This window comes from Hyphomonas sp. L-53-1-40, from assembly GCF_000682775.1.
GTDB lineage: Bacteria > Pseudomonadota > Alphaproteobacteria > Caulobacterales > Hyphomonadaceae > Hyphomonas.
Genome location: NZ_AWFI01000019.1, coordinates 87490 through 102235 on the forward strand (window position 1 = coordinate 87490; position 14746 = coordinate 102235).

A 14746-nucleotide genomic window follows, 5' to 3' on the forward strand; every position below is an offset into this window, starting at 1 on the left:
AAGGGGTTCCGCAGCGCGAGCCTTAGCCGTCGAATTTGTAGGAGATGCGCACGCCGATATTGTCCAGGCCCTGATTGCGGCCATTGCCGAGAATCTGGCCGTGGCTGAGATGTTCATAGAGCAGTTCTGCGCCCCAAACCTCGTTGATCTTGTAGTGCAGACCAAACGTGGTGCGGAACAGGTCGCGTGACCCGAGCAGGACATGGTCTTCGGTGAACGCATCACCTTCCGGGCTACCTTGCGGGAAGGGGCTGTTCAGTTCGCCATCATGCAGCACATAGCCCACGCTCGGTTCAAAGGACCATTTGTCCGAGAAGGGGAAGGACCAATGCAATCCCACGCCGCCAAAGCTTGTATTGCTGTTGGTGCTCAGGCTGCCCATCACATAGGGCTTGGGACTCCAGATCAGGTCCAGAAACTCCGGAGATGTGAAAAGGAGCTCAGCGCTGATGTTCTGGCCGGGCTCCTTGTTCGCATTGTTGCAGTCGGTGACGCAGATATTTTCCTGCATGACGCCCAGCCGGGCTTCGCTCAGAATATCAGCCTGCGCGGATCCGGCGAAGACGGTTGTGGCGGAAAACAGCAAAATGGCGGCGCGGTTCATACATTACCCCGAATTAACGTTAATACACAAAGATGGAAGTCAATGCGGCACCGTCAAGCGCGTTCCGTCAGCTTTTTCCTCGCGCCCAGCGTTGGGTGGCATTTGCGACACGTTCACCGAACAATTCCGCCGTCTTCAGATCAGCCGCATCGGGCCCATCTTCGGCGGATAGATCGGTGAGGGCCTGTGTGGCGAGTCCATTGGAATGCCCAGCGCGGTTGAGCGCTTCCGAGAAATCGTGGCCCGAAGCATTGAATCCGGACTTCATGCCGAAATTCACCCAGATCATGCCTTGTTGCGCGGCGAGGGTGGCGAACTGGGCGAGCGTGCCGGACTTGTCGCCGGACAGAGAGCCGGAATTGGTGAAACCTGCGGCGATCTTGTCTTTCCAGGCATCGGTGAACCAGGCCTTGGAAGAGGCATCCATGAACTGTTTCATCGGCGCTGAGGCGGAGCCCATATAAGTCGGCGCGCCAAAGATGATGGCGTCGGCCGCAGCCAGCTCGTCCCAAGGGCCAGCCTCAGGGGAGGCAAGGTCTTCGGCCTTGTAGAGCGTGACCTCGGTGTCGGTGGTTGCGGCGCCCTTGCGCACGTGTTCGGCAACCTTGGCCGTGTGGCCATAGCCGGAGTGATATACGATCGCGATCTTGGTCATGAGGATGTCCTTTCGTGTTGAAAGGAGCAAATAGGACGGGCGATCCCTCGGATCAGCCCGCCCCATTCGAATAGGATTTATGCAAGTCCGGTATGAAAGCCGGCCTGAATTGCTAGAAGGTCAGCACTTTCGCATAACGCACCTGGGGCAGGCCCTCGAGCGTCTCCATCATGTCTGCGGGTGGCACCGCATCAATGCCAATCAGGGCAATCGCCTCTTCACCGGCCGCCGTGCGGCCGAGATGGAAGGTGGCGATGTTGATGCCGGCCTCGCCGAGCAACTGGCCGAGCGCGCCGATGAAGCCCGGCTTGTCGAGATTGTTGACGTAGAGCGTGACCGGCGAGAAATCGCCTTCCAGCGCCATGCCCTTCACTTCGACAATGCGGGGCTGACCGGCGATGATCGTGCCGGCCAGCGTGCGCCAGCCGCCCTCGGGGGCGTTCTTCGTCGCCTTGGTTTTCACCTTGACGCGGATCAGGCTGTCATAGACCGGGCTGTCCTCGGTTTTGGTCTCGGTCAGCTTGACGCCGCTGTCGGCAAGGATGGCTGGCGCAGACACCATGTTCACATCACCGCGCGAGGCGCGCAGCATGCCAGCCAGCAGGGCCGCCGTCAGCGGCTTGCGGTTGAGGTCAGCGACTTCGCCTTCATATTCGATGACGACTTCATCATAGCCGAAATCCGAAATCTGGCCTGCAAAGCTGCCGAGCTTTTCCGCCAGCGCCGCGAAAGGCTTGATGCGGGGAGCTTCCTCGGCCGTGATCGACGGCATGTTGAGAGCGTTGGTCACTGCGCCGGAGAGCAGATAGTCCGACATCTGTTCGGCGACCTGCAGGGCGACGTTCTCCTGTGCCTCGGCCGTTGCCGCGCCAAGGTGCGGCGTAGCGATGAAGTTCTTCGTGCTGAACAGAACATTGTCTTTGGCGGGCTCTACTGCGAACACGTCAAAGGCAGCGGCCTGGATATGCCCGCTTTCGAGCAGGTCTTTCACGGCTTCCTCGTCGACAAGGCCGCCGCGTGCACAGTTGACCAGGATCAGGCCCTTCTTTGTCTTCTCCAGCGCTTCGCGGGAGAGAACATTCTTGGTCTGCTCCGTCAGCGGAACGTGCAGTGTGATGACGTCTGCGCGGGTGAGGAGGTCTTCGAGTTCAACCTTTTCTACCCCCAGTTCCACAGCGCGTTCGTCGGTCAGGAACGGATCATAGGCAGCGACCTTCATTTTCAGGCCGATGGCGCGCTCGGCAACACGGCTGCCGATATTGCCACAGCCGATCAGGCCGAGCGTCTTGTAGGAAACTTCGGTGCCCATATAGCCGGATTTCGGCCATTTGCCTTCTTGCGTCTCGGCATTCGCCGCAGGGATCTGGCGGGCGGCGGCGAACATCATGGCGATGGCGTGCTCGGCCGTCGTGATGGCGTTGCCGAAGGGCGTGTTCATCACGACCACGCCCTTGGCGGTGGCGGCCTTGATGTCGATATTGTCGACGCCGATACCGGCCCGGCCGATGACTTTCAAGTTCTTGGCGGCGGCGATGACGTCCGCATTCGGCTTACAGGCCGAGCGGACGACGAGGCCGTCATATTCCGGAATCTCCGCGATCAGTTCTTCCGTGTTCAGACCGGTCTTTGTGATGGTTTCGATGCCACGCGCGTGGAAGATTTCCACGGCGGCGGGAGAGAGTTTGTCTCCGATGAGGACTTTGGGCATTGGTCTAATTTTCTCTTTTCAGTATCTTCAGGAGTCCTGACATGAGTTCGTCAGGCATAAATTCGGGAATGTCTGCAGCAAGAGCTGCTCTTGCGACGTCTTCAATTTGGCTTCGAAAATTCAGAGCTTCAGGTTCTTCCGCGCAACCGACAACGTTCTTCAAAAGATCGCCGGGATACATATCGCCTTCCAGCCAAGGGTCCGACATCAATCGTCCAAGGGCCACGGGAAGCAGATGTTTCAGATGAATCCGCTGACCGACCAGCAAGCGAACACCTTCGTTAGTGAGCATGGATACATCAGTTTTGACGTACTTCGCACACTTTCGAACAAGCGGGGTCGCATCCGACTCGGGATCGGGCCAGCGTGAGCCAGAAAGCTCTTCGAGCGTTGCCATTGGGTAATCCTCAGAGTGTTGCAGCTTCCTGGGCGAAGGCCCAGTCAAGCCAGGGCGTCAGCTTGGCGACGTCGGATGGCTCAACCGAGCCGCCACACCAGATGCGCAGTCCCGGAGGGGCCTTGGCGTATCCAGCCGCGTCAAAGCAGGCATTCTCGGCTTCGAGCCGTTTCATCATCGTCTTTACGAAGGCGCGCTGGGCGTCCTCATCCAGGTTGGCCACGCGGGGATCGACTATCTTGAAGGTTACGCCCGTATTGGAGCGGACATCCGCATCCGGACAAAGGAAGTCGACCCAGTCTGTCTTGGCGACCCAGTCCGTGAGATGCGCAAGGCTCTCGTCGGAGCGGGCCTTCATGCCCTTCCAGCCGCCGAGGCTTTCGCACCAGTCGAGCGCCTGCAGATAGTCTTCCACGCACAGCATGCTTGGCGTGTTGATCGTGGCGCCTGCGAAGAGGTCCTCGTTCAGCTTGCCGCCTTTGGTCATGCGGAACAGCTTCGGCAGGGCGCGATCCGGCGTATAGGTTTCGAGACGGCGGACGGCGTTCGGTGACAGAATCAGCATGCCGTGGGCCGCTTCCCCGCCAAGGCATTTCTGCCAGGAATAGGTCACGACATCGAGCTTGGCCCATTCAATGTCCTGCGCGAAGGCGGCAGAGGTCGCGTCGCAGATCACGACACGGTCCGGGTTCGGCTTGATCCAGTCTGCATTCGGCACGCGCACACCAGAGGTCGTGCCGTTCCAGGTGAAAATGATGTCCGCATCATCGCGCGCCTTGGAGAAATCCGGCAGCTCGCCATAGTCGGCGCCGTATGTCTCACACTCAGGCAGCTTCAATTGCTTGGTGGCATCGGTGACCCAGTCCTGGCCGAAGCTTTCCCAGGCGAACACGTCCACGGGCTTTGCGCCCAGCATGGACCACATGCACATCTCGACGGCACCGGTATCGGACGCAGGCACAATGGCCACGCGATAATCGTCCGGAATACCGAGAATGGCTTTCGACCGGTCAATCGCGGCTTTCAGCTTCTTCTTCGCATCACCGGAACGGTGCGAGCGGCCAAGAGCGGCGGTTTCAAGTTTTTCGAGGGAAAATCCGGGACGCTTTGCAGTCGGACCGGAAGAAAAGTGCGGGCATGCTGGCAGCACGCCGGGTTTGGCGACATTCGTCATCTGTTTTTACTCCTATCCTCACAGATAGGCTGGGCACCGTTGGGGGCGCCTGGCCCGCCGCGTCTGTCTCACATTTCCATGGGACGCGCAAATGACATTATTGCGTCTGGTGTAGCGGGGTGCTTCACTTCGGCTCATGACCCTCACCATTCACCGCCTGTCGGGCACTCTGGGTGCCGAAATCCATGGAGCAAACCTGCTCGCTGGGCTGTCCAATGCCGATTTCGATGAGATCCATCAGGCTTTCCTGGATCACAAGGTGATTGTTCTGCGCGGCCAGCACGGTTTGTCGCCAGACCAGCAGAAGGATTTTGCCCGCCGCTTCGGCACGCTGAACATTCACCCCTATGTGAAGGGGATGGATGACCATCCGGAACTCATGGAGATCATCAAGGAGCCGGACGAGAAAACCAATTTCGGTGGCGGCTGGCATTCCGACATGAGCTTCCTTGAGGAGCCAGCGCTCGGCTCGGTCCTGCACGCCATCGACGTGCCGCCCTATGGTGGGGACACATTATTCGCTGACCAGCAGGCCGCCTATGATCGGCTGTCCGATGGGCTGAAGGCCACGCTGCAAGGTATGACCGCCATCCATACGGCCAGCAAGGAATACGGCGCGGATGGCTATTCCGCTGCCGTGCGCCAGTCGATGGACGCCAAAGCCGCGCCCGATGCGCCGGAATACGAACACCCCGTTATCCGCACGCATCCGGAAACGGGACGCAAGGGCCTGTTCATCAACCCGGCTTTCACGCTGCGCTTTGCCGGCTGGAGCCGGAAGGAAAGCCGGCCGCTGCTCAACTATCTGTTCGACCTGTCACGGGAAGAGCGCAATACGTGCCGCGTGCGCTGGCAGGAGGGCGACGTGACCATGTGGGACAATCGCTGTGTCTGGCATTATGCGCTGAATGATTATCACGGCCATCGCCGTCATATGCGCCGGGCGACGATCAATGGTGACAAGCCGCGCTAGGCGAGGTTGCTGAGCACGCCCCAGGCGATCAGGGCCTGACCGCCATAATAGAGAAACCAGAGCGCGATAGAGGGCAGGGCGGGTTTCGGCGCGTCCGCTGGCCTGACAAATAATTGAAACGACAGGATCACATCTGACGCGATGAACATGAGCGCGCCCAGCAGGACAAGAAGATAAGCGGGCTCGAGCCTCAGGGCGGCAGCGCCCATCATCAGGATGATGCCGCCATATCCGATCACCGGCAGGCGCATGTCCTTTGTGACCCACGGCGCCAGCCAGCGAATGAAAACAACCCCGCAGGCGATCAGGCCAATCTGTGCTGCGAGGATCAACAGGGTCCGGTCGGCCTGGGGCAGCGCCCAGAACAGGGCGATATAGGCGACATGCGCGGCAAAGAACGCGCCCATGCCAGGCAGAAGGAATTTGTCATTTTCGTCGGCCTCAAGGAAGAAATCACCAAGAGAACTGAGGGCCAGCCCGGCCACCAGCAGGACTGGGCCGCCCAGCAAATATGCCCACAGCGCCAGCAGGGCGGTGGAGCCGGTTTTCACGATCAGCTTGAGCAGGTTGTGCGGTCGCCAGCAGAAGGCCGTGCCGTACAGGACGCCGAGGACCATCGATGTGAGCAGGACGCCAGTTGGAAGTGTCACCGGATCAGTCTGCGCGCTTGACCGGTTCCGGCAGGCGAAGCAGGCGTCGCGCCATGCCGCGATGCACGTCTTTCACATGCATGCCGACAATACCCAGTGCCGTGGCCAGCACGGTTGCGTCATCTGTAAAACCGAGCCCGGCCAGGAAATCCGGCAGCAAGTCGATCGGCATCACGAAATAGGCGGCTGCGGCAAACAGAACGCCTTTTGCCTTCAACGGTGTATTCGGATCGCGCGCGGCGAAATAAGCTGCCGCAAGGTCATCCGCGAACGGTATCTTTCCCGCAACGCGCAGCAGCTTGGGCACGAGCCCTCTCGTGTCGCGTTCAAGGCGCTCGACCGATTGCGGTGTGAACCGTCCATCGGCGTCCTCGACCATGTTGATAATTTCCGCTGCGTCAGACATTGCGAACTCCTGTCAGCACTATAGACCAGCAGTGTATCAACAAAAACAAGGGAGGGCAGCAGCCCATGGAACTGAACTCGAATATCTCTGCCGTTATTACAGGTGGCGCATCCGGCCTTGGTGCTGCAACCGCCCGTAAGCTGGCATCGCAGGGCGTGAAAGTCGCTCTTTTCGATCTGAATGAGGAGAAGGGCGAAGCTCTCGCCAAGGAACTCGGCGGCGTTTTCTGCAAGGTGAACGTGACTGACGAAGAGTCTGTGGATGCCGGTTTTGCAAAATCCCGCGCTGCTATTGGCCAGGAACGCATCCTCGTCAATTGCGCCGGTACGGGCAATGCCATCAAGACGGCCAGCCGTAATCGGGAAACAGGTGAGATCACCCATTTCCCGCTCGACAAGTTCAACATGATTATCCAGATCAACCTTGTCGGCACCTTCCGCTGCATTGCAAAGTCTGCGGCCGGTATGATGACGCTGGATCCGATCGACGGTGAGCGCGGCGCAATCGTGAACACGGCGTCTGTTGCTGCTGAAGACGGTCAGATGGGCCAGGCATCCTACTCCGCCTCCAAGGGCGGTGTTGTTGGCATGACCCTGCCAATCGCGCGCGACCTTGCTCGCGAACTGATCCGCGTCAACACGATCCTGCCGGGTATCTTCAACACCCCGCTGATGCAGGGCGCACCTGACAATGTGAAACAGGCGCTTGCCGCTTCGGTGCCAAACCCTGCTCGTCTCGGTAACCCGGACGAATATGCGTCACTCGCATGTGAGATGCTCAGCAATGGCTACTTCAATGGCGAAGACGTTCGCCTCGACGGTGCCATTCGCATGGCTCCGCGCTGATCGGCTCACGCCGTCTCAGCACGCTTCAAAGGCCCGCTCCCGGTTCTCGGGGGCGGGCCTCTTTAATGGAAGCGGGCTACGAGGACGGAAAGGGAGCCCGGCTCCCGGTCGTCCCCTTTACTGTCCCTTGCGTTGTTTTACGCCTTCCTCGTCAGCAATCGCGCGATCTTCGTCATTGAAGATGATTTCTGCTTCCTCGCCTTTGCCATAGGCGCGGGATTTCTTGGCCAGTGCCGACATGGAGTCTCGCATTGAGCCTTGGCCTACCGCCATTGTTTTCGCGGCGGAAACACCAACGGCTTCGGCATCGTCAAAGCGGGCAAATTCTGCGCCGAGGAAGACGACTTCCCAACCTTTTGCCTCGGCCCTGTCGAGCGCGGCCTTGGCACCATCGCGGGTAAGCTCACGAGATGAGTTCTCCAGACCGTCCGTCATGATCACGATCACAGCCTTTTCCGGATCGTCAGCCTCGGCCAGCGACACCATCCGGCCAATCGCGTCAAACAGGGGTGTCATCCCCCGCGGATTGGCTTCCTCATTGGTAACATCCGTCCAGTCTTCGGCACCGACTTTCTCGCGCAAGACATCAAACTGCATGCTCTCCTGAAAATCGAAGATGGCGAGCGTCACATCGGTTTTAATGTCGCTACCCTCGATTTCTCCTTCATCGGCCTCGCCGACGCTCGCGGCATAGGCATTCACGGATGTGAGGGCTTCATCCCAGATGCTGCTCATCGAGCCGGTGCGGTCGAGCAGGATGTAGGAATGCACCGCCCCCGGATCATCGTCCGGCTCCGGTGCGGGTATCTTGGCGGAGGCTGGCCCCATCAGGGCGATGGCGGCTGCGCCGGCGGCGAGTGTTGTGATGAGCTTTTTCATGCGTGCGTCCCTGTCCAGAAATCTACATCGGGCCACCCGGCCTGATGCATGTTAATCTCCGGGCGAAATCGGGCACACATGTGGCATTAACGCGTTGTTAGAAAGGAAATCGGGTGCGAACGACTGTCCGCACCCGGTGAATATGAGCAGCTGTTCATATTGGCTGCTATAGGCGTAAGATTTCCGAGCTGGAAATTTAGGCGAACTGGGGCGCGATTTTCAGATTCCGCACCCACCCGATCTTTTCCATGGCCAGAAGGATCGTGCCATTATAGTCGACAATCCGATTCCAGACGCCGCGACGCGGACGGTGCAGCGCGCTGATGGGCTGGTCGTGGTGATGGTCGTGGAAGGCTTCGCCGCCTGTCAACAGCGCCATCATATGGTCAGCCCAGATTGGGGTTTTCAGATGGCCCAGCACGTTGATGCCATAGACCGTGGCGTGGAACTGAATGGCGCGGCCAATCACAACCGATGCATGGATCAGCGCAGTTAGCAGCAATGAGCCACCAGCGGCCCAGACGATCAGATAGATCGCGGCCGGGATCACAAGATGAACGACGAGGCTGATCTCATTATAGAAGCGGTCCATCCACACTACAGCTGGCTGGTTCTTCAACCACATTGCCAGAGGGCGCTGAGTGTCGCGATGGTCACGCCAAAGGATCCAGCCGACCCAGGCCCAGCGCTTGGACTCGAACGGATTGTGCGGATCACCGGGCTTGTCTGAAAAGCGATGGTGCTGGGAGTGATAGTTCACCCAGTCCTTCACATTGCCCTGCATGGCAATCACGAGATTGATCATGGTCACGATCTGGCCGGGCATGGCCAGTTCGCCTGCGCGATGTTGAAGGATGCGGTGAAGCGGCCCGATGCCGGCATTGCAAACGAAGATCGATGCGCCGATCACGGCGATGGCCAGCGGAACGTACCACCAATGGAAGGTCAATTGGCTCAGGGCAACGCCAAGCACGATCATGGTGATGAACAGCGCCAGGCCGAGTGCCGGATAGCCGAAGGCTGAAAAGAAGCTCGCATAATTGAAATTCTTCCACGTCTTGGGAATGGCGAGCGAACGCGGCAGCGTCATTGAGTGTCCTCCTGAGAGCCTCACATCCTGTGGGCCTTGATTTTCCTGAGTGTCCAGCGGACTGAATTAATACAGACTTAAGGCCTCAAAGCTGTTGTCGTAAAGATGGAACCGCATGGTTGACGGGCTTGTGACCGAAACGTGCGGTGCAGGGGTGACGAACTGGCTCCTAACCCGCTAGAACACGTCAGGAACATATGCCGGGCTGGTATGGGAGGCGCTGCATGGCAGACGATCGTCGCCAATTTGATCTGCAACGCCTTCGGGACCTGGGACTGGATCTGGATTCCAGTCAGGATGAGGCTGAACTCAAAAGTACGTGCCCCCTGACCCGGGACTGTATTGAGGCTGGCGACAACAGCCTCACACTGAACCAGCTGACGGAGAAATTCCATTGCGCCAATTGTGGACAATCGGGTTCGTTCCGGGAGCTTGTTCGCGCGCTTGAAAGCGGCGAGCTGACCCAGGAAGCCCGAGCGCCCGCCATCATGGATGCTGAATTCTCAGAAGCGCCGATCCGGGCAACCCACGCGGTCGTTCGCGCCGAGCCGAGAGTGATGCAATTGGGGGAGGGGCAGCGGGTCCGGTCCGACGCCGAATTACGACTGGAGCGCAAACAAGCCCGCAAGGCGGCGCGTCAGGGTCGTCACACAGGCGAGAAGATCATCATCACATTGCTGGCCCTTGTCTTTCTCGGGGCAGGCCTGGCGGCAGCGGGCCTCTCCGGTTTCGCGAACTATCAAGCCTTTTCCAGATCCGTTGCAGACCCGCTTCAGTCGGGCGTCTGGGGATGGACCGGCGTGATCGCGGCGATCATTTCATTCGGTGGCTTCACTTTCTTCTATTGGCATTCGGCCAACCACCGAATGAAAGAGGGTGTGCGTGCCTTGCTGTTTGCCCTTGCTGGAGGGGGCACTTCTATCGTTGGCACGCAAATGTACATCGCCGCCAACAATCAGGCCGCCGAGGCAGAGCTTGTCCGGGCTGGTTCAAACCGGGACGTACTCACCACCCAAATCGCTGACTGGCGGCGCCAGTTGGAAGGCATCCCTCCAGAAACCCGATCAGTCGATGGATTGGAGGCCTATATAGAAGAGGTCGAGCGGGTTGGGCGGACGCACCAGAAGCCGTACCGAGATGCACAGAATGAACTCGGACTGGCGCGCCGGCGCGATGACCTGCTGGCTCGAATTGAGACCGCAAATGCGGAACTGCTGGGCACGGGCTCGGGAGACATTCTCGTTGAAGCGCAGACCCGCACATCGATTCCGGGCTGGTTCTTCGCGCTCATGCTTGAACTTTTTTCCAGTCAGGGCACGTCGATCGGTCTGGTCGCGCTTTTGATCCTGTATGGCAGGTCGCAAGTAAACGCCGAACCTGAAAGCGTTAACCAAGACATTTCCTGAAAAATGAACTCTTCTGCGTGTCACGCATAGAACTATTGAAGCAACGACATGGTGCTTCTCCATCTGAACTAAACCGGCACAGAATGTGCCGGTTTTTTTCTGTCTTGCGGAGCATTTACTACGTTTCTGGCCTGCGACTTGCGAAAGCTGGTCGTACCGGCGCTCTTCATTCTCTTGCAGGAAGTTCAGAGCAAAGGTGCAGTTGTTACGTAGCGTGATCTGGTGATTGAGAGCGAATTCTCTGTTTACCATGATACGCGTCCACGGGTTAGAGTAAGTCCATGAATCTGTTCTTCAGGTTTCTTCGCATTTTCCTTCCGGCTTTCTTCACGAAAAAGCGGACCGGACTGATGGATGTTCATACAGTCCGCTCCTCCGTCTGGATAGGTGACCAGGACCCGTTGGGTCACATGACCAATTCGCGCTATTCCTCGTTCACCGATCTCGGCACGATGAACTATATGGGCCGTACCGGTGCGCTGATGACGTATCGCAAGCGCGGCTGGAGTCCGATCATCCAGCACGAGTCCATCACCTTCTATCGGATGATGAAATTCCCGCAGAAATTCGAACTGACGACGCAACTGGTTGGGTGGGCTGACTGCTATATTTGTTTCCGTCATCAGTTTCACAGCAAGGGCAAGCTGATTGCGGAGAGCCGCATGGTGGCGCGGCTGGTGGGGCGAGGTCGGAAAAAGGTGGACACGCAAATGGCGCTCGAAGCAATGGGGCTCAACCTCGAAAGCCCGCAGCTGAGCCAGCGCTATCTTGACGCGATCGCAGACTTGCAGGCGAAAGACGCTGCGCGGAACGCGGAAAGAAGCACCTAGCGATCAAACGAAAAGGCGTTTGGGAGCAGATCTGCCATCTTCCACTCTTTCAGGGCGGTCCCGTCCGCTGCTACCGCGTAGACGATGCAGTCCGGACCACACAATTCGGCAATACGCTGGCGGCAGCCACCGCATGGCGAAAGGTCTCCGTCCCCGCCTATTACCAGCACGTGCGAGCAAGTCTTTCCGCCCGAAACCACCATGGCACCCAGGGCGACCGCTTCAGCGCACGTTCCTAATGGATAGGCCGCATTCTCGACATTGCAGCCCGCGAAAATCCTGCCCTGTTCATCCAAGACGGCGGCGCCAACCTTGAATTTGGAATAGGGAGCGTGGGCCTGTTCACGCGCGGCGCTCGCGGCAGCTTGAAGTCGGTCAATCAGGGAAGGGGACGGGTCGGTCACGCAGGTATCCTCTGGCCAAGTGCGGGCTTCCTGCTTAGGCATTGTCGCCTGTCTTGTCACTTGATTGCCGAATCCTGCGAAGCGCCATGTCCCGTATTCCCCTGATAATTGATTGTGATCCCGGTGTGGATGACGCCGTCATGTTGATGATGGCGCTGGCCAGTTCAGATCTGGACATACGTGCCATCACGACCGTTGCCGGCAACGTGCCGCTTCATCTGACCAGCCGGAATGCGCGCATGATGTGCGACTTGATGGACCGCAGGGAGGTCCCCGTATATGCCGGGTGCCCGCGTCCGATGGTGCGCACGCCGGTCACTGCGGAGGATTTCCATGGTGAAAGCGGGATTGCCGGGCTTGAACCGTTTGCGCCGGAAACGCCGCTGGCCGAAGCGCATGCCGTCAACGCGCTGATCGACATGCTTCGCGCCGCCGGGCCGAAGGGCCTGTCGATCGTGATGACAGGGCCGATGACCAATCTCGCGACAGCGCTGATCATGGCGCCGGATATTGCGGAGAGTATTGACCAACTGGTCCTTATGGGCGGCGCTGACAGCGAGGGCGGCAATATCACGCCCTTTGCCGAGTTCAATGTCTTTGCAGACCCCCATGCGGCGGCTGTTGTTCTGGGGAGCGAGACGTCAGCCACAATTCTCTCTCTGGATGTGACGCATCAGGTCCGGGCGCTCGACTCCCATCTGGCTCCCTTCCGCACACTGGAGGGCGACCGGCCGCGCATCATGGTCCAGCTACTGGAAGCGGCGAACGCCCTGGAACAGAAATGGAAGGGCAAGCGCACGCCGATGCATGATCCCTCCACAATCGCATTCCTGCTTGCGCCGCATTTGTTCGAGGGCCGAAGGGCTGACGTGACGGTTGAAACAGAATCGGGCGCGCGTTTCGGACAGACCCGGCCGTCCAAACTGGAAACGGGTCGCCATACCTGGATCACCAAGGCGGATGCCGCGGGCTTCTTTTTGTTGGTGAAGGATTTGCTGGAGACATCATGATCACGATTGTTGGATCTATCAATCTCGATATCGTCGCGACGGGCGCGAGTTTGCCTCGGCCGGGGGAAACGGTGACGGGCGCCACGCTTGCCCGCCATCCCGGCGGCAAAGGCGCGAACCAGGCTTTGGCGGCGCGCCGTCTGGGCGCGGATGTCCGTCTGGTGGGGGCTGTCGGCGCGGACGATATGGCAGAGGAAGCATTGAAGCTGTTGCAGGCCGGCAGCGTGGACCTGTCTGGAGTCCAACACGTGAATGGGGAAACAACGGGCGTCGCGCTGATCGCGGTGTCTGCCGATGGCGAGAACCAGATAGTGGTCTGCCCCGGCGCGAATGCCGTGTTGCGCCCTGCTGATGTCGAATTCGTCGAGATTGAACACATGATGGGGGTTCTGGAAGTCAGCGCAGACACGTTGCTTGCAGCAGCGCGCAAGGCCACCGGATTCGTAAGCTTGAACCTTGCTCCGGCCATGGTCGTGCCCGACGCATTGCTAGCTGAAGCGGACCTGATCAGCGTGAACGAGACCGAAGCGGCCTTTTATGGCGGGGCGTTACACCAGTTGGATGCGTATGTTGCGATCTCGCTTGGCGGTGACGGGGCAACGCTCTGGAAAGATGGCAAGCAGATCGCTCAGGCGTTACCCCCGAAAGTGAACGTGGTCGACACGGTCGGAGCCGGGGACACGTTCACCGCGGCGCTGACCGTGGCCCTGATCGAGGGCCAGTCTCCTCAGAAGGCGCTGGAGTTCGCGGTGGCTGCGGGCGCTGTTGCATGTACGAAGCCCGGCGCGCAGCCGAGTTTGCCGAAGCGTGTCGATCTCGATCCATATCTCTGATTGGCGGGCGCAGGCGTCTTCATGCAATTGACGCATGGCCGCGCTAGGGCTTTCTGGAATTAGGTTTTGATGGTTGGAGGTTTCCCCATGTTTCGATTGATTGCCGGCGCGCTCGCGGTGACGGCGCTCGCCCTTCCGGCCTCAGCCTGGGGCAAGACCGGCCACCGCATCGTGGGGGAGGTCGCGACGACCTATCTTAGCGAACCCGCTGCAACAGCTATCGAAGACATTCTCGGACCCGAAGGTCTTGCCGAGGCTGCCGACTGGCCAGACTATATGCGTTCCAATCCAGACTCCTTCTGGCGCTCGGAAGCCAATCCCTGGCATTATGTCACGATCCCTGAAGGGCAGACCTATGAGGAGGTGACACCTCCTGCGAACGGAGACGCCATCACGGCGCTTGCAAATTTTCGGGCCACCGTGCTCGATCCTGCCGCGTCTCTTGAGGAGCGCCAGCTGGCACTTCGGTTCATTGTGCACCTTGTCGGGGACCTCCAGCAGCCGCTCCATGCCGGCAACGGCACCGATCGGGGCGGGAACTGGGTCGATGTCGTCTTCTTCGAGGAAATGTCGAATTTGCACGAGGTCTGGGACGAGAAGCTCATTCAGTATGAAGAGCTCTCCTATACCGAATGGGCCAATTGGCTGGTTCAGAAAATCACGCCGACTGACCTGGGCGAGTGGGGCGCGGCCACGCCCGGACAATGGGCCGATGAGAGCGCCGCCATTCGCGACACGATCTATCCGGAATCGGAAATCCTGTCCTACGACTACGCCTATATGGCGCGGCCAATCCTGAACCAGCAGATGAGCAAGGGCGGTGTGCGCCTTGCGGCCTATCTGAACGCGATGTTCGAGCCGGTCCCGGAGACTGAATAGGGG

17 protein-coding genes are annotated in these 14746 nt (G+C 59.2%); 7 read left to right on the forward strand and 10 right to left on the reverse strand.

Annotation, left to right across the window (positions count from 1 at the left end; translation table 11 throughout):
* Positions 1 to 22: 22 nt before the first annotated feature.
* The 5 genes from L53_RS14520 to L53_RS14540 all read right to left on the reverse strand — a co-directional run bounded on the left by L53_RS14520 (position 23) and on the right by L53_RS14540 (position 4538).
* The gene (locus L53_RS14520; protein WP_034817011.1) at positions 23 to 604 is read right to left on the reverse strand and encodes an acyloxyacyl hydrolase; all 582 of its coding nucleotides are present in this window, start codon (positions 602 to 604) and stop codon (positions 23 to 25) included.
* A 67-nt stretch (positions 605 to 671) separates the two neighbouring features.
* Positions 672 to 1259 carry a flavodoxin family protein gene (locus L53_RS14525; RefSeq protein ID WP_034817013.1) on the reverse strand — a complete coding sequence of 196 codons (588 nt, stop codon included), beginning with the start codon at positions 1257 to 1259 and terminating at the stop codon, positions 672 to 674.
* 112 nt (positions 1260 to 1371) lie between these two features.
* Entirely contained in the window at positions 1372 to 2967 is a 1596-nt protein-coding gene (gene serA, locus L53_RS14530) for a phosphoglycerate dehydrogenase (RefSeq protein ID WP_034817015.1), read from the reverse strand.
* A gap of 4 nt (positions 2968 to 2971) precedes the next feature.
* Entirely contained in the window at positions 2972 to 3364 is a 393-nt protein-coding gene (locus L53_RS16610) for a contact-dependent growth inhibition system immunity protein (RefSeq protein ID WP_051608014.1), read from the reverse strand.
* Between the two features lie 10 nt (positions 3365 to 3374).
* Positions 3375 to 4538, reverse strand: coding sequence for a phosphoserine transaminase (locus L53_RS14540; protein ID WP_034817017.1), 1164 nt, complete (start codon positions 4536 to 4538; stop codon positions 3375 to 3377).
* 136 nt (positions 4539 to 4674) lie between these two features.
* Here L53_RS14540 and L53_RS14545 point away from each other — a divergent pair, with 136 nt between their 5' ends.
* On the forward strand, positions 4675 to 5511 hold the full coding sequence (locus L53_RS14545; protein WP_034817019.1) for a TauD/TfdA family dioxygenase: 837 nt from the start codon (positions 4675 to 4677) through the stop codon (positions 5509 to 5511).
* Here the strand turns inward: L53_RS14545 and L53_RS14550 are convergent.
* Both L53_RS14550 and L53_RS14555 read right to left on the reverse strand, forming a co-directional pair.
* On the reverse strand, positions 5508 to 6161 hold the full coding sequence (locus L53_RS14550) for a lysoplasmalogenase (RefSeq protein WP_156947943.1): 654 nt from the start codon (positions 6159 to 6161) through the stop codon (positions 5508 to 5510). The two genes, L53_RS14545 and L53_RS14550, sit on opposite strands and share 4 nt — an antisense overlap.
* 4 nt (positions 6162 to 6165) lie before the next feature.
* A complete protein-coding gene (locus L53_RS14555) occupies positions 6166 to 6567 on the reverse strand; it encodes a YkvA family protein (protein ID WP_034817021.1) in 402 nt (133 codons plus the stop codon).
* Between the two features lie 65 nt (positions 6568 to 6632).
* Between L53_RS14555 and L53_RS14560 the strand changes: the two genes are divergently transcribed.
* Positions 6633 to 7412 carry an SDR family NAD(P)-dependent oxidoreductase gene (locus tag L53_RS14560; protein WP_034817023.1) on the forward strand — a complete coding sequence of 260 codons (780 nt, stop codon included), beginning with the start codon at positions 6633 to 6635 and terminating at the stop codon, positions 7410 to 7412.
* A 117-nt stretch (positions 7413 to 7529) separates the two neighbouring features.
* Here the strand turns inward: L53_RS14560 and L53_RS14565 are convergent, their stop codons facing one another.
* Positions 7530 to 8291 carry a vWA domain-containing protein gene (locus L53_RS14565; protein ID WP_034817025.1) on the reverse strand — a complete coding sequence of 254 codons (762 nt, stop codon included), beginning with the start codon at positions 8289 to 8291 and terminating at the stop codon, positions 7530 to 7532.
* Positions 8292 to 8487: 196 nt separating this feature from the next.
* Positions 8488 to 9381, reverse strand: a complete 894-nt coding sequence (locus L53_RS14570) for a stearoyl-CoA 9-desaturase (protein WP_034817027.1) — start codon at positions 9379 to 9381, stop codon at positions 8488 to 8490.
* 224 nt (positions 9382 to 9605) lie between these two features.
* On the opposite strand from L53_RS14570, the gene L53_RS14575 reads away from it, so the two are divergent.
* Positions 9606 to 10787, forward strand: coding sequence for a hypothetical protein (locus L53_RS14575; protein ID WP_034817029.1), 1182 nt, complete (start codon positions 9606 to 9608; stop codon positions 10785 to 10787).
* A 281-nt stretch (positions 10788 to 11068) separates the two neighbouring features.
* A complete protein-coding gene (locus tag L53_RS16615) occupies positions 11069 to 11617 on the forward strand; it encodes a thioesterase family protein (protein WP_051608016.1) in 549 nt (182 codons plus the stop codon).
* On the opposite strand, the gene cdd is transcribed toward L53_RS16615, so the two are convergent.
* On the reverse strand, positions 11614 to 12021 hold the full coding sequence (gene cdd, locus L53_RS14585; RefSeq protein WP_233347866.1) for a cytidine deaminase: 408 nt from the start codon (positions 12019 to 12021) through the stop codon (positions 11614 to 11616). The genes L53_RS16615 and cdd overlap by 4 nt on opposite strands.
* A gap of 86 nt (positions 12022 to 12107) precedes the next feature.
* Here cdd and L53_RS14590 point away from each other — a divergent pair, with 86 nt between their 5' ends.
* The 3 genes from L53_RS14590 to L53_RS14600 all read left to right on the forward strand — a co-directional run bounded on the left by L53_RS14590 (position 12108) and on the right by L53_RS14600 (position 14743).
* A complete protein-coding gene (locus tag L53_RS14590) occupies positions 12108 to 13031 on the forward strand; it encodes a nucleoside hydrolase (protein WP_034817030.1) in 924 nt (307 codons plus the stop codon).
* Positions 13028 to 13864, forward strand: coding sequence for a ribokinase (locus L53_RS14595; RefSeq protein ID WP_034817031.1), 837 nt, complete (start codon positions 13028 to 13030; stop codon positions 13862 to 13864). Before L53_RS14590 ends, L53_RS14595 begins: the two co-directional genes overlap by 4 nt.
* An 87-nt stretch (positions 13865 to 13951) precedes the next feature.
* Positions 13952 to 14743, forward strand: a complete 792-nt coding sequence (locus L53_RS14600; protein WP_034817033.1) for a S1/P1 nuclease — start codon at positions 13952 to 13954, stop codon at positions 14741 to 14743.
* The last annotated feature ends 3 nt before the right edge of the window (positions 14744 to 14746 follow it).